This is a genomic window from Staphylococcus succinus, from assembly GCF_029024945.1.
GTDB classification, from domain to species: domain Bacteria; phylum Bacillota; class Bacilli; order Staphylococcales; family Staphylococcaceae; genus Staphylococcus; species Staphylococcus succinus.
Map to the genome: position 1 here is coordinate 1862362 of NZ_CP118976.1, position 21320 is coordinate 1883681.

Sequence of the window (21320 nt, forward strand, 5' to 3'; positions counted from 1 at the left end):
TTGTATTGGCACCTCTTATTGAATGATTTTTGAAATGACTTCTGGATATAAAGTATGTTCTAATGCTTTAATTCTTTCTTCAAGTTGTTCTTTAGTATCATCTGGATATATGTTACATGTACGCTGTTCGATAATCTCTCCTGTGTCCATCCCACTATCTACATAATGTACTGTTGAACCAGTGATTGTATCTCCGCTTTCAAAAGCTTGACCAACTGCATCTTTACCTTTATATTTCGGCAATAAAGATGGATGAATATTAAGAATACGTTTATCATATGCTCTTAATATATTTTCACCTATCAGCTTCATGTACCCTGCTAAGACTATCCATTCCACCTTTTCCGCTGTTAACCATTCTATGATTTTTCGTTCATAGTCTGCTTTTGAATCAAAATTTTTCAATTCGTTGATATGCACATCCAAATTATATTTTCTCGCACGTTCTATACAATATGCACTAACTTGGTCTGTATATAAAGCAGTCACTTCAATATGAGGTAACTGACCTTGTTCTATTTGTGTCATTATACTTTCAAAATTACTACCTGAACCAGACGCAAAAATAGCTATTTTGGTCACTTTTATACCCCCGATAATTGAATTGGGTCATCACCTTTAGCAATTTCACCAATTTTATAAGCTTTAACCTGTTGCTCGTTTAATATATCTAATGCTTGCTGTTCGTTTTCTTTATCAATGACCAAAGTAAATCCGATACCCATGTTAAACACGTTGTACATTTCATTTGTTGAAATTTCGCCCTGTGTTTGTAACCAATCAAATATTTTTGGAGTAGGAAACTGTGTTACATCTATTTTTGCTGTTACACCCTCAGGTAATGCTCGAGGAATATTTTCATAGAATCCGCCACCTGTAATATGTGTCATAGCATGTATTTGAACCGCTTCTTTAACAGCAAGTACAGGTTTAACGTATAAACGTGTAGGTTCTAAGAATGTGTCTAAATATGTGCGATTACTATCAAAAGTGTCATCTAAGTTAACACCAGATTTTTCAATTAAATTTCTAACTAAACTATAACCATTGGAATGTACTCCACTTGATTCAAGTCCGATGATGATTTGACCTGGTTTAACTGATGTGCCATCTATATATGCTTCTTTTTCAACAGCACCAACTGCAAATCCAGCTAAATCATATTCGCCTTCATGATACATTTCACCCATTTCAGCAGTCTCTCCACCAATAAGCGCAGTATTTGTTTCTTCACAACCATCACTTACACCTTTAACAATCTGTTCAATGACTTCAGGCACAACTTTATGAGTTGCGATGTAATCTAAGAAATAAAGTGGCTCTGCACCTGTTGTTAAAATGTCATTTACACACATTGCAACTGCATCTACACCAATTGTGTCGTGTTTATTATGATCAATAGCTAATTTTAATTTTGTACCAACACCATCAGTACCAGAAACAAGTAATGGTGCTTTCATATTTAATTGTGATAGGTCAAATGTAGCCCCAAAACCACCTAGCCCACCAAGAACTTCTTTACGCATTGTTCGTTTAACGTGACTAGACATACGTTCTACCGCTTCGTAACCTGCATTAATATCGACACCTGCTTGTTGGTATGCTTTAGACATTTAAATTACCCTCTTTATCAAAGTATTGTTTATTATTATTTAAGTATTCTTTTTGTCTTTCGCTTAAATGCTCAATATAATCTGATTCATAATCATATAAGCCAGCAGGATAATCCCCTGTAAAACTTTCAACACACAAACCACTATATGGTACGTCTTCATCAAGACCAATGGAATCAATAAGTCCATCGACTGATAAATAGGATAATGAATCAGCGCCAATATGGTCTCTAATTTCTTCAGGTGATTTATTAGCAGATATTAATTCAGCTGTCGTAGATACATCAATACCATAGAAACTAGGGAACATAAATTCTGGTGAAGCAATACGAACATGAACTTCATTAGCTCCAGCGTCTTTTAACATTTGTACAATTCTTCTACTTGTAGTACCTCTAACTATAGAATCGTCTACAAGTACAATGTTCTTATTATGAACGATATCTTTCACAGCGGATAATTTAACTCTAACACCTTGTTCTCTTAGTTCTTGTGTAGGTTGAATAAATGTCCTTGCAACATACTGGTTTTTAACAAGCCCCATTTCATATGGTAAGCCACTTTCCTCAGCATAACCAGACGCTGCAGAGAGCGATGAATTAGGCACACCAATGACCATATCTGCCGTTTCTGCTGGACTTTCTTGTGCTAATTGTTTACCAGACTGTTTTCGTACAGCATGTACATTTTTACCGGCAATCGTAGAGTCTGGCCTTGCAAAATAAATATATTCCATTGCTGAGATTGCAGTAGTTGTATGTCTCGTATAAGATTCAACTCTAATACCATCATCATTGATTACTACATATTCGCCTGCATGGACATCTCGTACAAATTCAGCACCTAGTACATCAATCGCACATGTTTCACTTGCGAGAATATAAGAACCCGTTTTCATTTTTCCTACAACTAATGGTCTAATGGCATTTGGATCAACTGCACCATACAGTGCATCTTTCGTTAATAAAGCAAATGTGAAACCACCTTTAATCTTTCTTAAACTTTCTTGTAATGCAGCTTCAAAGGTTGGTGCTTTACTTCTACGAATTAAGTGCATAATAACTTCTGTGTCTGATGAAGAATGGAAGATGGATCCTTGGTGTTCTAATGATCTTCTCAAGCTTTGCGCATTGATAAGATTACCGTTGTGACAAACTGCAACACTCATATCATAAAAATGGTATAAAAATGGTTGGATATTTTCTATACCTTTATTACCTGACGTAGCATAACGCACATGTCCAATAGCATGTTGATAGGGCTTAAATGATTCAAGTTGAATATCTGAAATTGCTTCAGTTAATAGTCCTAAACCACGCTCACCCACAAGTGCTTCACCATTTGAACAAACGATACCAGCACCTTCTTGGCCACGATGTTGTAAACTGTGTAAACCCATATACGTTAACTGTGCTGCTTCGTGATGGTTCCATATTCCGAACACACCGCATTCTTCATTTAATCCACTGATGTCATACATTTAGGAATAGCTCCTTCCCATAATTCATTCAGATTTGTAACTTCACGTTTCACTTGCACATTATTATTAGACACAGAGAATTGTCCATCTTCTGTAATTTTCCCAATTTCGACAGCATCATCTAATGATAATGATTGACCTTCTTTGACAGCTACAATATAACGGCCTTGTGTTTCACTAAATAGTTGTTCATTACTCACATTTACTTTTACATCCATACCTAATCCGTAATGTGCACTCATACGTGCTAATGTAATTAACAATCCGCCTTTACCAACAGTTTGTACATGAGAAGCGAGACCTTCACGGATGACATTTTTGATTGCTTCACCTTTACGTACTTCGTCAGACAAATCAATTGTTTCAAACTCATGGTTTACTTCGTTATAAAGTAGTTTCTCAATTTGGCTACCACCAAAATCATCTTTCGTTTCACCAACAATATATAATGTATCGTTGACTTTAAGATTAAAATCATTTAAAAATTGAATGTCATCTATTAAACCAACCATACCAACTACTGGTGTTGGGAAGATTGAAGTTTCACGTGTTTCGTTATAAAGTGAAACATTCCCTGAAACAACTGGTGTATTTAAGATTTCACAAGCTTCTGACATGCCTTTAGTTGAATCGGCTAATTGTTGATAAATTTCTTTTTTCTCAGGTGATCCGTAGTTTAAGCAGTCTGTCATAGCTAATGGTGTTGCACCGACAGAAATCAAATTACGGTATGCTTCAGCAACTACCATTTTTCCACCTTCATAAGGATTGTTGAACACATAACGAGCTTCACCATCAATTGTTGATGCTATAGCTTTATTTGTACCTTCTACACGCACAACTGAAGATTGTAAACCTGGTTTTACAATGGTATTAGCGCCAACTTGCTGATCATATTGCTCATATAAATAGCGTTTTGATGCAATGGTAGGATGTTGTAATAATGTTTCAAATACATTATCCACATCTATATTACTATAGTCATTTTTATTGTTATTATATTCTGGGGCTTCACCTTCTAATACATATACAGGCGCCTCATCAGATAACGGTTGGACTGGAATATCTGCAAATACTTCACCTTCGTAAGTGAGGACAAATCTATCCGTATCTGTAACTTCCCCAATAACAGCTGTATCTAATTCGTGTTTTTCGAATAATTCTAAGAATTTATCTTCTTCACCTTTTTCAACTACTAGTAACATACGCTCTTGTGTTTCAGATAGCATCATTTCATAAGGTGAAATCCCTTGTTCTCTTGTTGGGACTTTTTCTAATTGAAGATGTAAACCACTGCCACCTTTAGCTGCCATTTCTGAAGATGATGAAGTTAACCCTGCAGCACCCATATCTTGAATTCCAACTAGGTGATCAAACGTGATTGCTTCAAGCGTTGCTTCCATCAATTTCTTACCTACAAATGGATCTCCAATTTGTACTGACGGACGTTTACTTTCACTATCTTCACTCAATTCTTCTGAGGCAAATGTTGCACCGTGAATACCATCACGACCAGTTTTCAACCCTACATAAATTACTGAGTTTCCAACACCTTTAGCAGTACCTTTTTGAACCATATCATGATCAATAATACCTACACACATTGCATTGACTAGAGGGTTTCCTTCATATCTATCATCAAACTCGATTTCACCTGCAGTTGTAGGAATACCAATACAGTTACCGTATCCACCAATACCTGCAACAACGCCACGTAATAAACGACGGTTTTGTTTTTCAGTTAATTCACCAAAACGTAAACTATTTAATAAATTAATTGGTCTTGCACCTATAGAAACAATATCTCTAATAATGCCACCTACACCTGTAGCAGCACCTTGATACGGTTCAACGGCTGATGGGTGATTATGTGATTCTACTTTGAACACAACAGCTTGGTTATCACCAATATCAACAACACCGGCACCTTCACCAGGTCCCATTAATACGTGTTCACCCGAAGTAGGAAATTGTGTTAAAAATGGTTTAGAGTGTTTATAAGAACAATGTTCACTCCACATTACAGAAAAAATACCTATCTCAGTAAAATTAGGTTCACGCCCTAAAATTTCACAAACTTTGTCGTACTCTTTGTCGCTTAATCCCATATCTTTATATAATTGTTCTAATTTGATTTCTTCTGCACTTGGTTCAATAAACTTAGACATTTTGTTCCCTCCAACTATTTACCATTGCTTCAAATAACTTCACACCACTATCAGTCCCCAGTATAGATTCAATCGCACGCTCTGGATGCGGCATCATGCCGCATACGTTGCCTTTTTCATTAACAATACCGGCAATATCACTATAAGAACCATTAGGATTGTCAATATATTTTAATATAATTTGGTTATTTGCTTCTAAATCTTTATATATCTCTGGAGTACAATAATAATGACCTTCACCATGTGCAACTGGATATATAACTTCTTCGTTATCAGCATATAAATTTGTATATGGCGTTGTATTATTTACTACTTTTAATGTTTCATTTCTACTTACAAACAAATGTGAATCATTGTGTAATAATGCTCCAGGTAAAAGTCCGATTTCTGTTAATATTTGGAATCCATTACATACGCCTAACACTGGTTTGCCTTCATCTGCCAAACGTTTGACTTCATTAATAATAGGAGCGACACTTGCCATAGCACCTGATCTTAAATAATCTCCAAACGAGAAGCCTCCTGGTATTAATACACCATCAAAACCTTCTAATGACGTATTTCGATAATCGACATATTCAGCTTGTACACCAGATTTTATTGCCGCATTATACATATCACGATCACAGTTTGATCCTGGAAATTTCAGCACTGCAAATTTCATTAGGCTTTCTCTCCTTCTTCCAAAACTTTATAACTATATTCTTCAATTACTGTATTAGCAAATAGTTTTTCACTTAGTGTTGTAATCACATTGTGTACAGCTTCGTCAGTCGCTTCATCTATAGTCATATATAAAACTTTACCTACACGGATATCATTCACTTGCGTGTAACCTAAATCATGTACTGCGCGATTTAAAGCTTGACCTTGTGTATCTAATACTTGCGTTTGTAATGTGATGTGTAATTCGATTGTTTTCATTTTTATAGTGCCTCCAGTTTATTTAAGAAAGTTTGATAAGTTTCAATAATCGATCCTGTGTCTTCGCGATACACGTCTTTGTCAAAGTTTGTATCACTGTGTTTATCCCATATGCGACACGTATCAGGTGATATTTCATCAGCTAATATAATTTGACCATCTGTTGTACGGCCAAATTCAATTTTAAAATCTACTAATCTAAGTTCCATTTTGTCCATTAATTCAACTAATATAGTATTTATTTCTTTTGCGGATTCTTTTAAAGTGGCAATATCTTCATCATTAGCTAAGTGCAAGAGCTTAATGTGATCATCCGTAATTAAAGGGTCATTTAAGTCATCATTTTTATAGAAAAATTCAACAAGTGGTGCTTCAAATTCATGTCCTTTTTCAAAACCTAATCTTTTAGTAATAGAGCCTGCTGCTATGTTACGTACCACAACTTCTAAAGGAATAATGTCTACTGACTTCACCAACTGTTCTGTTTCCGATGTTTGTTCAATGAAATGGCTATCAACGCCTTGAGATTTGATGAAATTAAAAATTCTTGATGTAATTTGGTTATTTAAACGACCTTTACCTTCAATAAAATCTTTCTTTGCACCATTACCAGCTGTTACTTCATCTTTATATTCGACACGTAATACATCAGTTTCTCCAGTTGAGAAAATTCTTTTAGCTTTTCCTTCATATAACAAGGACATTAGTTATGTCTCCCTTCAAATTTGTTTAACAGCAATTGTTCTGTTTCATTAATATCATCAGTCAAAACTGTTAAATGACCCATTTTTCTATCTGGTTTCCGTACGTTTTTACCATAAATATGCACATGCCATTCTGGATGATTACTGAATTGGTCTTCTAATATATCTAAATCTCTACCTAGTAAATTCATCATTATAGAAGGTTTCAGTAGTTGAATCCTCTCCGGCAGTTTTTGACCAGTAATTGCAAGTATATGTGTATCAAATTGTGAATAGTCACAAGCTTCAATAGAATAATGACCTGAATTATGAGGTCTTGGTGCAATTTCATTTACATATAAATTATTTTGGGTATCTATAAAGAATTCAACCGTAAAGGTACCTACAAAATGAATGTGCTCTATAATTTTTTTGACTTCACTTCGTGCTTCTTGCTCTTTATCTGTTCGTGCAGGCACTATTGTTTTAAAAAGTATTTGATTTTGATGTTCATTTTCTTGTAATGGAAAATACGTTATTTGATTATCTTTGCCAATTGTAACCGTTAATGAAACTTCTTTGTGTAAATCTAAAAATTGTTCAGCAACACATTCTTGTTTCGAAATAAGTACTTCTGCTTCATCCAAATAAGATTGATCTTTAACCAATATTTGTCCTTTACCGTCATAACCTCCAAATCTAGTTTTAACGATAAATGGATAACCGATTTGTTCTATTGCTATAGATAAATCTTTAGGCTCAGTTAATTGAATAAAATTCGCAATTTGCGTTTGTGCTTTTTGCAATGATTGCTTTTCTATCAATCGATCTTGAAGTGTTTGAATTGCTTCATATCCTTGAGGGATATTATATTGTGAAACAAGTGACTGTAATTGTTTAGATGAGATATTTTCAAATTCATAAGTGATAACATCTGATGCTTCACCAAGTTGATTTAAAGCCTCTAGATCATCGTAATTTGCATGAATAAATTCATGTGCCACGTGTTGGCAAGGACAAGCATTATCAGGATCAAGCACAATGACTTTATAACCCATTTTTTGTGCAGATTGAGCCATCATCTTACCTAACTGTCCTCCGCCGATAATGCCAATCGTTGAGCCGAATTTTAATTTACTGAAGCTCATGTTGCATTTCACTCACTTTCTCAACTAGCGATTTTTCATAATTTTCCAAATTCTTTTGGATTGCTTTATTACCGATACTTAATATTCTCGCAGCAAGTATACCTGCGTTTTTAGCACCAGCTTTTCCTATCGCTGTCGTCGCTACAGGGATTCCCCCCGGCATTTGTACAATAGATAATAACGAATCTAAACCTTTTAAACTTTTAGACTCTATAGGTACGCCAATGACAGGTAAAGTTGTCATTGATGCAACCATGCCTGGTAAGTGAGCTGCACCACCTGCTCCAGCAATAATTACGTCATATCCATTTGCTCTTGCTTCATTTGAAAATTCAAACATCAATTGTGGTGTACGATGTGCTGAAACAACCTTTTTATCATACGGAATTTCAAATTGTTCTAACATTAGGCAACTTTCTTTCATCGTATCCCAGTCAGAGGAACTCCCCATTATAACTACCACTTTCAAATTGAACACCCTTTCAGAAATTTGAAATGTTACTACTATTAGTTGTATATTACAAATATAGCATAACAACTAAACAACGCTTTTTCAATCAAAAATCGAACTATATAGCAAAAAAAAGTTCCAATCTACGTCTTTTGGTTGATATTTATCGTTCAATTTATGTTAAAGTTAAGTAAAGTTCATACATTTTAGGAGGATATTTTTCATGGTCGCAAAAATTTTAGACGGAAAACAAATCGCAAAAGATTACAGACAGGGTCTTAAAGATCAAGTTGAAGCTTTACAATCAAAAGGATATACACCTAAACTATCAGTTATTCTTGTTGGGAATAATGGTGCAAGTCAAAGTTATGTAAATTCTAAGAAGAAAGCTGCAGAAAAAATTGGCATGATTTCTGAAATTGTTCATTTAGATGAAACAACATCTGAAGAAGAAGTTCTTAATGAACTTAAACGTTTAAATGAAGATGAAAGTGTAAGTGGTATTCTTGTACAAGTACCTTTACCTAAACAAGTAAGTGAACAAAAAGTTTTAGAAGCTATTAATCCTGCTAAAGACGTTGATGGTTTCCACCCTGAAAATATTGGTAAACTTTATATTGATCAACAAACATTTGTACCATGTACACCACTAGGCATTATGGAATTATTAAACCATGCTGATATCGAATTAGAAGGAAAAGATGCAGTGATTATTGGACGTAGCCATATCGTTGGTCAACCAGTGTCTAAATTATTACTACAAAAAAATGCATCAGTTACAATCCTTCACTCAAGATCTAAAGATATGCACAGTCATTTAAAAAATGCTGATATTATCGTAAGTGCTGTAGGTCGTCCAGGATTAGTTACAAAAAATGATGTCAAAGAAGGTGCCATTGTCATTGATGTGGGTAATACTCCTGATGAAAATGGCAAGTTAAAAGGTGATATTGAATACGATGAAGTTAAAGAAGTTGCAGGTGCAATCACACCAGTTCCAGGTGGCGTTGGCCCAATGACAATAACTATGGTATTAAATAATACACTAATTGCTGAAAAATTACGCAGAGGCATCGAATAAAATAGTATTTAATAAAAAGAACTTGGCTCTTATACCAAGTTCTTTTTTTCTTTCTTACTATTAATCAACATTACATTTAATATTGAAAGTTATTTTCGTATCATACAATTAAATTTTAATTAACCACTATTATATTCCTCTTACTACTATTATAATGTGATATTTATAAATTTTTTCGTCACAATATAAGTACAAAAATTCCAGCTTTTTTAACTTCTTTATGTAGTACGCCCTATCCACTGTTAGACATTTTAAAAACTTTAATCCCTCTAAATTATATTTCAACTCACAATTTACTTATTTTTTACTGAATGTTTTATTTATATTCACAGTAATACGTTATATTAAGACTATAGTATGATGTTTTTCTATAGTAGATAAAGTATAGTGAAATTAAATAAAATCATGACTTTCATACGGAGGTTAACGTTATGAACAAATTATTACAATCATTATCAGCTTTAGGTGTATCTGCAACGCTTGTAACACCTAACCTAAGTGCAGAAGCAACTGATAATTCGATTCCAGAACTTAAAGGCATAAAAGATACAGTCATTGAAAAAGGTGATGATTATAATTTACTTAATGGCGTGAGTGCCTTTGATAAAGAAGATGGCGATTTAACAGATAAAATTACTATAGCTGGAAATATTGATACAAATAAACCTGGTCAATATAAAGTTGAATATAAAGTAGAAGATTCAAGTGGTGCAATTGATAAATCCATACGTTATATAGAAGTAAAATAATTTATTGTCTAAATACATATATTCAATAACATTAATTGATAAGCATTATCAGTATTTTTGGACCAAAATAACTACTTTGACTTAAATATGTCACTTTTCACAAAATGTACACATAATTTTAACAAATCTTTAAAAGCCCGTCAGACGTTGAGTCTGTTGGGTTTGTTTTAATTTTACAATAATTTTTTTACTATAAACACTTGTAAATATTGCGTAATATCTTAAAATTGATGGTAAGCCCTACAATTGTAGTATTAGGAGGTCAAAAAAGTGTCAAAATTTAAGTCTTTGCTTCTACTCTTTGGCTCGCTAATTTTACTTAGTGGCTGTTCAAATGTAGAAGTTTTAAACCCAAAAGGGCCATTAGCAAGTGACTCGAAGTTTTTGATTATTTATTCAATCATCTTCATGCTTGTTGTTATTGCCGCTGTACTTATCTTATTCTCTGTATTTCTTGTGAAATATCGAATTGGAAATACTAAAGAAGCAGGTAAGATGCATCACAATTCTTTAATAGAATTAATTTGGTTTATCATTCCGGTGATTATCGTAATCGCTTTAGCCATTCCAACGGTTAAATCACTTTATGAATACGAGAAACCACCAGCAAAAGAAGATGACCCACTTGTTGTTTACGCGACAAGCGCTGGTTATAAGTGGTTCTTCAGTTATCCTGATGAAAAAATCGAAACAGTTAATCATTTAACTATTCCGAAAGATCGCCCAGTTGTTTTCAAACTCCAATCTATGGATATGATGACTAGTTTCTGGATCCCGCAATTAGGTGGTCAGAAATATGCGATGACAGGTATGACTATGGACTGGACTTTAACTGCTAGTGAAGAAGGAACGTTCCGTGGACGTAACTCTAACTTCAATGGTGAAGGGTTCTCTCGTCAAACTTTTGATGTTCATTCAGTAAGCCAAAGCAAATTTAAAGATTGGGTTAAAGATGCTCAAAGTCAAAAAGTATTGGACCAAGATACATTTGATAAGCAACTTTTACCAACTACTGAAAACAAGAATTTAACTTTCAGTGGTACGCATATGGCATTTGTTGATCCTGCAGCAGATCCTGAGTATATTTTCTATGCTTACGATCGTTACAATTACGTTCAAAAAGATCCTAACTTTAACACAGAAGAAGAAATTACTAAAGATGTGTTAGATAAACCAGATCAACCTGCACGTAAGTCGCAAATTACAAATGCTAACTATGAGCGTCATGGAATGAAAGCCATGATACTAGGCAATAAAGAACCATATAATAGTGAATTCAAAGACAAAGAATCACATAATATGGACGAAATGGAAAAAATCTCTGAAGGTGCTAAAGATAAAAAAGCATCTGAAATAGAGAAAAAAGACCATGAAAATGGAGGTGGACATTAATGAATTTTCCATGGGATCAATTGCTCGTTCATGGTAACTGGATGATTACAATGGCACAAATTGGTGCGCCATTCGCTATCATAGGCCTGATCGCAGTAATTAGTTATTTTAAATTATGGAAATATCTATACAGAGAATGGTTCACATCTATCGACCATAAAAAAATCGGTGCTATGTACTTAATCTGCGCTGTATTAATGTTTGCTCGTGGTGGTATTGACGCGTTATTACTTCGTGCTCAATTAACAATTCCAGATAATAAATTCTTGGAATCTAACCACTATAACGAAATCTTTAGTACACACGGCGTTATCATGATTATCTTTATGGCAATGCCTTTCATTTTTGGTTTGTGGAATGTCGTTGTACCTTTACAAATTGGTGCACGTGATGTTGCATTCCCTGTATTAAATAACGTAAGTTTCTGGTTATTCTTCTCAGGTATGCTTTTATTTAACCTGTCATTTATAGTCGGAGGCTCCCCTGCAGCTGGTTGGACTAACTATGCACCGCTGGCAGGAGAATTCAGTCCAGGACCCGGGGTTAACTATTACTTAATCGCAATACAAATTTCCGGTATCGGGACACTGATGACTGGTATTAACTTCTTTGTAACTATACTTAGATGTAAAACACCTACAATGAAATTTATGGAAATGCCAATGTTTACAATGACAACGTTTATTACAGCATTGATTGTTATCTTGGCTTTCCCAGTTTTAACTGTAACATTAGCATTATTTACAACTGATAGAATATTTGATACAGCGTTCTTCACAGTTGCAAACGGTGGTATGCCAATGCTTTGGGCAAACTTCTTCTGGGTATGGGGGCACCCCGAAGTATATATTGTTATCTTACCGGCATTTGGTATATATTCTGAAATCATACCGACGTTTGCTCGTAAACGACTCTTTGGTCACCAAAGTATGGTTTGGGCGACAGCTGGTATTGCATTCTTAAGTTTCTTAGTTTGGGTTCACCATTTCTTCACGATGGGTAATGGTGCTTTAATCAACTCATTCTTCTCAATTACAACTATGTTGATCGGTATACCGACTGGTGTTAAATTATTCAACTGGTTATTCACACTTTATCAAGGTAGAATTACTTTTGAATCGCCGATGCTATTCGCATTAGCATTTATTCCTAACTTCTTATTAGGTGGCGTAACTGGTGTAATGTTAGCAATGGCAGCAGCTGACTACCAATATCATAATACTTACTTCCTAGTGGCACATTTCCACTACACGTTAGTAACTGGTGTTGTATTTGCCTGTCTAGGCGCATTAATTTACTGGTATCCTAAGATGACTGGTCATAAGTTAAACGAGACTTTAAATAAATGGTGTTTCTGGTTATTCATGATCGGATTTAACGTTTGTTTCTTACCACAATTCGTACTTGGATTAGATGGTATGCCTCGTCGTTTATACACTTACATGCCAGAAGATGGTTGGTGGTTACTAAACGTAATTTCTACTATCGGTGCCCTATTAATGGCATTAGGCTTCATGTTCTTAGTTGCAAGTATTGTATATAGCTTCTTCAAATCACCACGTGAAGCAACTGGTGATAACTGGGATGGCTTAGGTCGTACTCTAGAGTGGTCAACTGCTTCAGCAATGCCACCTAAATACAACTTTGCTGTTACTCCAGATTGGAATGACTATGATACATTTGTTGATATGAAGGAACACGGTCGTCATTACTTAGACAATCATAATTACACAGATATACACATGCCAAACAATACGCCTATTGGTTTCTGGATGGGAATTTTATTCACTATCGGTGGCTTCTTCTTAATCTTTGAAACTATCGTTCCAGCAGTTATTTGTTTAATTGGTATCTTTGCTTGTATGGTTTACCGTAGTTTCGAAGTAGATCATGGTTATCATATCCATGCATCCGAAGTAGCTGAAACTGAAAAACGTTTACGTGAAGCACGTATAAAAGAAAGGGAGGCTGTAAGTCATGAGTCATGATGCAAACACAATTGATACACGTTCGCATGAAGGTAATTTAAATAAACTTGGCTTTTGGATTTTCCTTACAGCTGAATTCTCACTATTCGGTACGTTATTCGCAGCATTATTAACACTTCAACACGGCGGAGATTACGCTGGTAAGATGACTACTGAATTATTTGAATTGCCACTAGTTTTAATAATGACATTTGCATTATTAATTAGTTCATACACATGTGGTATTGCAATTTATTATATGAGACAAGAAAAACAAAAGTTAATGATGATATGGATGATCCTTACTGTATTACTTGGTATGGTATTCGTAGGCTTTGAGATTTATGAGTTTGCACACTATGTTTCAGAAGGTGTTACTCCACAAATCGGTTCTTACTGGTCTAGTTTCTTTATTCTATTAGGAACTCACGGAGCCCATGTATCATTAGGTATTGTTTGGATTACATGTTTATTAATTCAAATTGCTATGCGTGGTTTAAATAAAGACAATGCTCCTAAGTTATTTATAGTAAGTTTATACTGGCACTTTTTAGATGTTGTTTGGATTTTCATCTTCACTGCCGTATATATGATAGGGATGGTGTATAGCGGATGAATACAATTGTAAAACATACTGTAGGTTTTATCGCCTCAATCGTTCTGACAATTTTAGCGATTTTTGTAACACTTTACACATCTATGGCACTAAATGCTAAAATCACCATCATCTTCGGTTTTGCTTTTATACAAGCTGCTGTTCAATTATTAATGTTCATGCATTTAACTGAAGGTAAAAATGGTAATGTACAAGCTTTCAAAGTTATATTCGCGATTATCATTACTTTAATTACTGTTATTGGTACGTATTGGGTAATGCAAGGTGGACACTCTAGTCACTTATAATCCAAAAAAGACTTCTCTCCGGAGAAGTCTTTTTTTATGTTTAAATCCCCTTTTATGAATGATTTAACACTTTTATCAAAAAATTGTAAAATAAAGTATGATACATCTTTATTATTTGAAGGAGGATAACCATTTTATGAAACAACCAATTATTATAGACACTGATCCAGGCATTGATGATGCTGCAGCCATTAGTATTGCTCTAAACCATCCCAACTTTGACTTAAGAATGATTACTACAGTTAATGGCAATGTAGGCATAGAAAAAACTACTGCAAACGCACTGAAACTCAAGCAATTTTTTTCAAGTGATGTCCCTGTACATAGAGGTTCATCTCAACCATTACTCACAGACATTATTGATGCTAGCGTCGTTCATGGTGAATCAGGTATGGAAGGTTATCCGTTTCCAGAAGTGAATCAACAAGACTTAGCCTCTAAACACGCTGTCGAGGCAATGCGCACAGAATTACTTAATCACAGTGAACCAATTACGCTTATCCCCATTGGTCCTTTAACAAATATTGCACTTTTACTATCTACTTATCCAGAAGTAAAGGATTACATTAAGGAAATCGTGTTAATGGGTGGTAGCTCTGGACGAGGTAATGTAACGCCATTAGCAGAATACAATATCTATTGTGATCCAGAAGCAGCGCATATCGTATTTAATTCTGGTTTACCCTTAACAATGGTCGGCCTTGACGTAGCTAGAAGTTCTACCTTAAGTCACAATACTGTAGATAATTTACAATCGCTCAACCAAACTGGTCAAATGCTACATCAGCTCTTCAAACACTATAGAGGTGATGATTTTGAACACGGTATCAACGTTTACGATGCTTATACTGTTCTATATTTGTTACATCCGGAAAAATTTCATGTGCAAGAGGCAGACGTGCAAATTGAAACGACTGGTCATCTAACAAAAGGCGCCACTGTAACAGATTTTAAAAGTTCTTTTCCTAATTGCACCGTCGTCCTATCTATAGAACCTGATGCATTCAGAGATATCTTTATAGAATCCTTAAAGTATTGCAAATAAAAGAAAACCCACTTTCGCTATATTTAAAATAGCAAAAGTGGGTTTCTTTATAATTTAAGTGTGTGCTAATATGCCTTACCTACTATATTATAAGGGGCGCCTTGATCTAATATTTGATAATAGATATATTCCATTTTTCTTTCATTGTTTGTATTACTATTTTCAAAGTTTGAACCGCTGACTATAATATAATCCTGGTTAAAATAAGCAGTAAATACTTGTCCAAAAAATTTTCCATTGATTCTATTTTTATCTTCAAAAACATAAAAACCGAAGCGATAGGGTTGCGGATATTGTTTTGTAAAACTTTCGTGTATGAATGGATTCGTGATTTTATGGTTAAATATATGATTTTGTTGCAAGTTTAATATCAGATAGCCCATGTCATAAGGCGTCATAAACAAATTACCTGCACCATAATATTGCTGTAATATGTGTGGCCTTTGTTCTACTGGTGACTCGCTATCAGCCGCCTTTTTATATCCTACTGCCATTTTATTACGCAATTTTAGATCATTATAAAACGCAGTGAAATTAAGTTGAAATGGACGCGAAATTCTCTCATCAAAACTTTTAACATATGATTTGCCAGTTACTTCTTCAATTACACGGGCTAATACCAAATAATTAGCATCATTATATCTAAATTTATTATAAAATTTAGTCTCGATGCCTTTGTCTTTAATTGCGTGAACTGCATCATTTAAATCCTTAAAACGTTGGTTAGCTTTGTATTTATGTAACCCACTCTGATGTAGTATCAATTGCTTCAATGTAATAACTTGGTTTGTTTTAAAGTAAGGCAAATACTTCATCACTGGTTCATTTATATCTATTTTATGTTCATTTTCTAATTGTTTTAACATTAGTCCTGTAATAAATTTTTGGGCAGAACCAATTAAATACATTGAGTCAGCATGATTATGTTCATTATTCGCAAAATCCTTTATGCCATAACCTTTATTTAACTTTAGTTGCCCTCGTTCAAATATTGCCATTGTTCCATTAAATCCAGTTTGTTCTAAATATTGATTAACTGCATTTATTCGAGAATTTTTATCATCTATAACAGTCTTTAATACAGGTTTTATTTTATGTTGCTTAATCTTTTTATTATTGCCAAAGTATTCCGTTTCATTATGATATTGATAATACTTATATCCACTTACTATTATGATTGCCATAAAAACAAAAATTAGTGTAACTTGTTTAAATTGTTTTGCTGTCATCTTGATGCCTCAAAATAAGTTACTCGATATGATGAATATAATGCGCTTCAAATTGTTCAATAATTGTATCGATATCATCCACATTCAAAGAAAAATACAATTTAATTTTAGGCTCAGTACCTGAAGGTCTAAGCGCTATAAATCCATAATCAAAAATAAATCTTATTAAATTAGTTTGAGGGAGTGCTAATGTGTCTGTCGTTCCTTCTTTGATGTTTAGCACTGTCCCCTCTTCATAATCCTCGATACGCTTAACGTCCATACCACAAATTGATAAAATCTTTTGATTTCTAAATTGGCTCATAATTTTATCAATTTTTTGTAACCCGTTCTCACCTTCGAACGAGGGTGCCAATGTTCTATCATTAAATCTTCCAATATTTTTATAAATATCTTCCAACTCTTCTTTAAATGTCAAACCATTTTTAGCTAATAGATTCTTATATTTAATAAGTAATGGCACCATTTGAATAGCATCTTTATCTCTTGAAATCGATTGGGCTAAATAGCCATGGCTTTCTTCAAATGCGAGTAACAATTGTTTATCCTGCTCTTTTTCTTTTTGTTCTAATAAGTTCGAAATATATTTAAAGCCAGTAAGCACGTTATTTACCTCAATATCTAAAGCAATTGCTAATCTTTCAGCTAATTCACTTGTCACAATTGATTTAATAATGTATAAAGGCTTTCCATCGTCTGCTAAATCCTGAAATCTTAGTTTCGTAAATAACAACCCTATTTCATTACCATTAAAATATCTATAATCATTTTCCCCATAACGTTCTATAAATCCAAACCGATCTGCATCAGGGTCTGTGGCTACGATAAGTTGTGCATCTGTTTCTTCAGCCAATTTCAAACCTCGTTCAAAAGCTGCTTCATCTTCAGGATTCGCACTATTTACTGTTGGAAAATTACCATCAGGTGTTGATTGCTCTTCTTCAATTACAAAATTATGATAATTCATATCTGTGAGTATGTCAGAGACAATTGGTAAACTTGTCCCATGTAAACTTGTTAATACTACTTTCACGTCTTTACCATCTATGCGTTCTACTAAATCTTTTACTTTAGATTTGTATTGTTCTGTTAAATCACTGTTGATATATACAATTTTTTCGTCTTGCTTCAGTTTGTCAAAATCGCCTCGTTCAATTTGAAGTGGTGATTCTATACTATCTATATAAGAGCTCAGTTGGGCAGATTCATCAGGTAGTAACTGCCCGCCCATTTCATCATATATTTTTATTCCATTATAATTCTTAGGATTATGACTTGCAGTAATCATAACACCTGCATCCGCACGTAAATGTCTTACCGCAAAAGATAATTCAGGTGTTGATTTATAATCATCTGACAAAATAGTTGTTACACCATTTGAAGCCAGTACAGATGCCATTTCTTGTGAAAATGCTTTAGACAAAAATCTAGTATCAAAATATATAACTACAGTTGGTACTTCAATTTTATTTTTTAAATACTGTGATAACCCTAAGGCTACCTTACGTATAGTAAATGCATTAAGCCGACTTGGCCCTAAACCAAAGACACTTCTGATACCAGCAGTACCAAATTTCAAAGTACCTTTAAAGCCTTCTTCCCTTTCTGTTTCACTCTGTTTTTCATAAAAAGATTTCACTAAACTTTCATCTATTTTATCTAACCATGATTGTTGCATTTAACAGTTCCTCCTTAAATATACTTACAAAGTCTTTTGCATTAAATATAATTATATATATTCACTTTTATATCTAGTAATGAATGAATTCAACTATCCATCGCTTTATCATTTACCCACTTTGCATACTGTTAATTAATCTTCAACTATGGGATATCACACTAGCAATAATATAAATATATTATATCTTATGTTTATAAATAAATCATTTTAAACATATGCCCTAAAGTTAATTACCCCTATTACTTCAAACATGATGCAACAATATTTCATCTAAGTTGTAGATATTAACTTTTACTTTAAAATTGTAATTAGCATATTCTTAGTTGATATTTTTTAATGATAGTAATAAAATTATAAGTTATAGTACATTTTCTTCTTTACAATAATTTAACAAAGTTAATAAAGAACTATAACTATCCTTTAAACATAGTAATATGTACAAAATCATTTCCATAGGGAGCTTCAAACATGAATAAATTTTTTAAATATTTTTTAATATTTCTTTCTTTACTTCTTGTCGTTGTTCCAGTAATATTTGCTATCACTTTACTCAAATCTTCTCAAGGTGCATTTGAACACTCATTTAACGATAGTGATTCATCAAGACAGTCTAATATCCGTGATTCGAAAGTAGATCCTTCTAAAGATCCAGTTTCTATTTTGTTTTTGGGTATAGATGATAATAGCGGACGAGAGAAAAATGGACAAAGTACTGAACAATCAAGAACAGATGCTATGATTTTATCTACATTCAACACAAATAAAGACCAAATCAGAATGTTAAGTATTCCACGTGATACCGTTAGTTATATCCCTAAAGTTGGATATTACGACAAAATCACACACGCACATGCTTTTGGTGGCCCTACTGCTTCAATGGACGCCGTGGAAGCTACATTAAATGTTCCAGTTGATTATTATGTAAGAATCAATATGGAAGCATTTGTAGACGCCGTTAACGAATTAGGTGGCATTAAATATGATGTACCTTACAACATAAGCGAACCGAATACAAATGATACTGGTCAAATTAAAGTTAAAAAAGGTTATCAAAAATTAAATGGTGATGAAGCTTTAGCTGTTGCTAGAACTCGCCACCATGATTCAGATTTAAAACGTGGTCAAAGACAAATGGAGTTAATAAAAATATTATTTGCTAAGGCTCAAAAACTAGATTCATTTAATAAATTAGATGATGTCATCAGTATTGTTGGTAAAAATTCTAAACACAATTTCAATTCTAAAGAAGTTAAAGCTCTTGCAACATCATATTTACAAAATGATGTTAAAATTAAAAGTAAGCAACTTAAAGGTGAAGATGATTACTTAAACGGAGTTTATTATTACAACCCTGATATTAACAGCATTCAAGATACTTCAAATCTCTTGCGAAAAGATTTAGATTTACCTACAATTAATGATAAAGATGATTTCCTAAATCAACGCGTCACTGATTTTTACGGTACACTCATTCCACAAACTGAGTTAGACAGTAGTCTTCTTAGAAAGACTCAAAATGATAGTTCAGATGATGAAGATAATGACGAAAATGAATCTGCTGATGAAAGTCAGGATAATTCATCTATGAACACAAATGATTCTAATCAACAACAAAATAGTAATCAAAATTATGACCAACAAAATAATGATCAAACAATGCCACAACAAAATGATTCTAATCAACAAAATAATGAACAAAACCAACAGCAAATGGATCCAAATCAACAAAATAATGGTCAAAGCCAACAACAAATGGATCCAAATCAACAACAAAATACTGGTGAAGTACCAACCAATCAATATTAAACTGTAGAGAGGAGCTCACTATATGTCACGCAAAACATATGAAAAACTAGCACATGTTAATGGGATGTTTAATGTTTTGGAACAACAATTGATACACAGCAAAGATATGGCACTATTTAGAAATGAATTCTTCTATGTCAACCATGAGCATCGTGAAAACTATGAAGCCCTGCGCATTTATTATAAAGATAGTGATAATAATCCTGTAGTTGATGGAGCTTGCTATGTTGTTGCATTACCAGAAATATTTGATAAAATTGATGTTTTTGAATCCGAACTCCCATTTTCATGGGTTTATGACCAAAATGGAATTACGGAAACAATGAAACAAATTAGTGTGCCAATTCAGTACCTTATCGCTGCAGCGCTTGAAGTTACTGATGTAAATTTATTTAAGCCTTCAGGGTTTACAATGGGTATGAATAATTGGAATATTGCACAAATGCGAATTTTTTGGCAGTATACTGCTATTGTTAGAAAAGAAGCTCAATAATAAAAAATCTTCCCCTATCGCTATTATTTCGATAGGGTTTTTTTCACTTAAAAATCTATGAAAAGAGGAATGAATTATGTTTAAAATAGCTACAACCCCAAAGATGATGGAAGATGCATACAATATACGTAAGGAAGTATTTGTTCGTGAACAAGGCGTACCTTTAGAAAATGAAATAGACGAACATGAAAATATTGCTACTCATGTTGTAGGATATGATAAAAAAGATATCCCCTTTGCTACTGGACGATTCCGTCCCTATAAAGATGGCGTTAAAATTGAAAGAGTTGCCATTATTAAAACGCATCGCAACTCTGGTTTAGGTAAATTACTAATGTCATTTTTAGAAGAAGTTGCTATTAATAAAAACTATCGTAACTTAATGTTAAACGCCCAGTACCATGCCCGTCCTTTTTATGAATCGCTAGGCTATCATACTATTGGAGAAATATTTCTTGAGGAAAATATTGAACATATCGCAATGATCAAAAAAATTTGATTGAATAT

21 protein-coding genes are annotated in these 21320 nt (G+C 33.7%); 10 read left to right on the forward strand and 11 right to left on the reverse strand.

Features of this window, described 5'->3' with window-relative positions; all coding sequences use genetic code 11:
- Positions 1-15: 15 nt before the first annotated feature.
- The 9 genes from purN to purE are packed head-to-tail and all read right to left on the reverse strand — an operon-like array spanning position 16 to position 8485.
- Positions 16-582, reverse strand: coding sequence for a phosphoribosylglycinamide formyltransferase (gene purN, locus PYW31_RS09040; RefSeq protein WP_046836085.1), 567 nt, complete (start codon positions 580-582; stop codon positions 16-18).
- Positions 583-584: 2 nt separating this feature from the next.
- Positions 585-1613 (reverse strand): phosphoribosylformylglycinamidine cyclo-ligase, encoded by a 1029-nt coding sequence (gene purM / locus PYW31_RS09045; protein ID WP_046836084.1) that lies wholly within the window; start codon positions 1611-1613, stop codon positions 585-587.
- Complete coding sequence (gene purF / locus PYW31_RS09050) at positions 1606-3093, reverse strand: amidophosphoribosyltransferase (protein ID WP_046836083.1); 1488 nt, start codon at positions 3091-3093, stop codon at positions 1606-1608. Before purF ends, purM begins: the two co-directional genes overlap by 8 nt.
- Positions 3072-5261 (reverse strand): phosphoribosylformylglycinamidine synthase subunit PurL, encoded by a 2190-nt coding sequence (purL, locus tag PYW31_RS09055; protein ID WP_046836082.1) that lies wholly within the window; start codon positions 5259-5261, stop codon positions 3072-3074. The genes purF and purL overlap by 22 nt, the downstream gene beginning before the upstream one ends.
- Positions 5254-5925, reverse strand: coding sequence for a phosphoribosylformylglycinamidine synthase I (purQ, locus tag PYW31_RS09060; protein WP_046836081.1), 672 nt, complete (start codon positions 5923-5925; stop codon positions 5254-5256). Before purQ ends, purL begins: the two co-directional genes overlap by 8 nt.
- Positions 5925-6185, reverse strand: a complete 261-nt coding sequence (purS, locus tag PYW31_RS09065) for a phosphoribosylformylglycinamidine synthase subunit PurS (protein WP_046836080.1) — start codon at positions 6183-6185, stop codon at positions 5925-5927. Before purS ends, purQ begins: the two co-directional genes overlap by 1 nt.
- 2 nt (positions 6186-6187) lie before the next feature.
- Entirely contained in the window at positions 6188-6889 is a 702-nt protein-coding gene (purC, locus tag PYW31_RS09070; RefSeq protein ID WP_046836079.1) for a phosphoribosylaminoimidazolesuccinocarboxamide synthase, read from the reverse strand.
- Complete coding sequence (purK, locus tag PYW31_RS09075) at positions 6889-8016, reverse strand: 5-(carboxyamino)imidazole ribonucleotide synthase (protein WP_046836078.1); 1128 nt, start codon at positions 8014-8016, stop codon at positions 6889-6891. The genes purC and purK overlap by 1 nt, the downstream gene beginning before the upstream one ends.
- Positions 8003-8485: a 5-(carboxyamino)imidazole ribonucleotide mutase gene (gene purE / locus PYW31_RS09080; RefSeq protein WP_046836077.1), complete on the reverse strand. Its 483-nt coding sequence runs from the start codon at positions 8483-8485 to the stop codon at positions 8003-8005. The genes purK and purE overlap by 14 nt, the downstream gene beginning before the upstream one ends.
- Before the next feature lie 205 nt (positions 8486-8690).
- Here purE and folD point away from each other — a divergent pair, with 205 nt between their 5' ends.
- The 7 genes from folD to rihC all read left to right on the forward strand — a co-directional run bounded on the left by folD (position 8691) and on the right by rihC (position 15604).
- Positions 8691-9548, forward strand: a complete 858-nt coding sequence (folD, locus tag PYW31_RS09085) for a bifunctional methylenetetrahydrofolate dehydrogenase/methenyltetrahydrofolate cyclohydrolase FolD (protein ID WP_046836076.1) — start codon at positions 8691-8693, stop codon at positions 9546-9548.
- A 431-nt stretch (positions 9549-9979) separates the two neighbouring features.
- On the forward strand, positions 9980-10297 hold the full coding sequence (locus tag PYW31_RS09090; protein ID WP_046836075.1) for a DUF5011 domain-containing protein: 318 nt from the start codon (positions 9980-9982) through the stop codon (positions 10295-10297).
- Positions 10298-10567: 270 nt separating this feature from the next.
- On the forward strand, positions 10568-11689 hold the full coding sequence (gene qoxA, locus PYW31_RS09095; RefSeq protein WP_046836074.1) for a cytochrome aa3 quinol oxidase subunit II: 1122 nt from the start codon (positions 10568-10570) through the stop codon (positions 11687-11689).
- Entirely contained in the window at positions 11689-13677 is a 1989-nt protein-coding gene (gene qoxB / locus PYW31_RS09100; protein WP_046836073.1) for a cytochrome aa3 quinol oxidase subunit I, read from the forward strand. The genes qoxA and qoxB overlap by 1 nt, the downstream gene beginning before the upstream one ends.
- Complete coding sequence (qoxC, locus tag PYW31_RS09105; protein ID WP_046836072.1) at positions 13667-14272, forward strand: cytochrome aa3 quinol oxidase subunit III; 606 nt, start codon at positions 13667-13669, stop codon at positions 14270-14272. Before qoxB ends, qoxC begins: the two co-directional genes overlap by 11 nt.
- On the forward strand, positions 14269-14559 hold the full coding sequence (qoxD, locus tag PYW31_RS09110) for a cytochrome aa3 quinol oxidase subunit IV (protein WP_046836071.1): 291 nt from the start codon (positions 14269-14271) through the stop codon (positions 14557-14559). The genes qoxC and qoxD overlap by 4 nt, the downstream gene beginning before the upstream one ends.
- 136 nt (positions 14560-14695) lie before the next feature.
- Positions 14696-15604 (forward strand): ribonucleoside hydrolase RihC, encoded by a 909-nt coding sequence (gene rihC, locus PYW31_RS09115; protein WP_046836070.1) that lies wholly within the window; start codon positions 14696-14698, stop codon positions 15602-15604.
- Between the two features lie 65 nt (positions 15605-15669).
- Here the strand turns inward: rihC and PYW31_RS09120 are convergent, their stop codons facing one another.
- Together PYW31_RS09120 and PYW31_RS09125 are read right to left on the reverse strand one after the other, a co-directional pair.
- Entirely contained in the window at positions 15670-16833 is a 1164-nt protein-coding gene (locus PYW31_RS09120; RefSeq protein WP_046836069.1) for a serine hydrolase domain-containing protein, read from the reverse strand.
- 19 nt (positions 16834-16852) lie between these two features.
- On the reverse strand, positions 16853-18511 hold the full coding sequence (locus tag PYW31_RS09125; RefSeq protein WP_046836068.1) for a phospho-sugar mutase: 1659 nt from the start codon (positions 18509-18511) through the stop codon (positions 16853-16855).
- Between the two features lie 471 nt (positions 18512-18982).
- On the opposite strand from PYW31_RS09125, the gene PYW31_RS09130 reads away from it, so the two are divergent.
- The 3 genes from PYW31_RS09130 to PYW31_RS09140 all read left to right on the forward strand — a co-directional run bounded on the left by PYW31_RS09130 (position 18983) and on the right by PYW31_RS09140 (position 21312).
- A complete protein-coding gene (locus tag PYW31_RS09130) occupies positions 18983-20320 on the forward strand; it encodes an LCP family protein (protein ID WP_046836067.1) in 1338 nt (445 codons plus the stop codon).
- A 22-nt stretch (positions 20321-20342) separates the two neighbouring features.
- Positions 20343-20813, forward strand: coding sequence for a DUF2538 family protein (locus tag PYW31_RS09135; protein ID WP_046836066.1), 471 nt, complete (start codon positions 20343-20345; stop codon positions 20811-20813).
- A gap of 76 nt (positions 20814-20889) precedes the next feature.
- Positions 20890-21312 (forward strand): GNAT family N-acetyltransferase, encoded by a 423-nt coding sequence (locus PYW31_RS09140; RefSeq protein ID WP_046836065.1) that lies wholly within the window; start codon positions 20890-20892, stop codon positions 21310-21312.
- Positions 21313-21320: the final 8 nt, after the last annotated feature.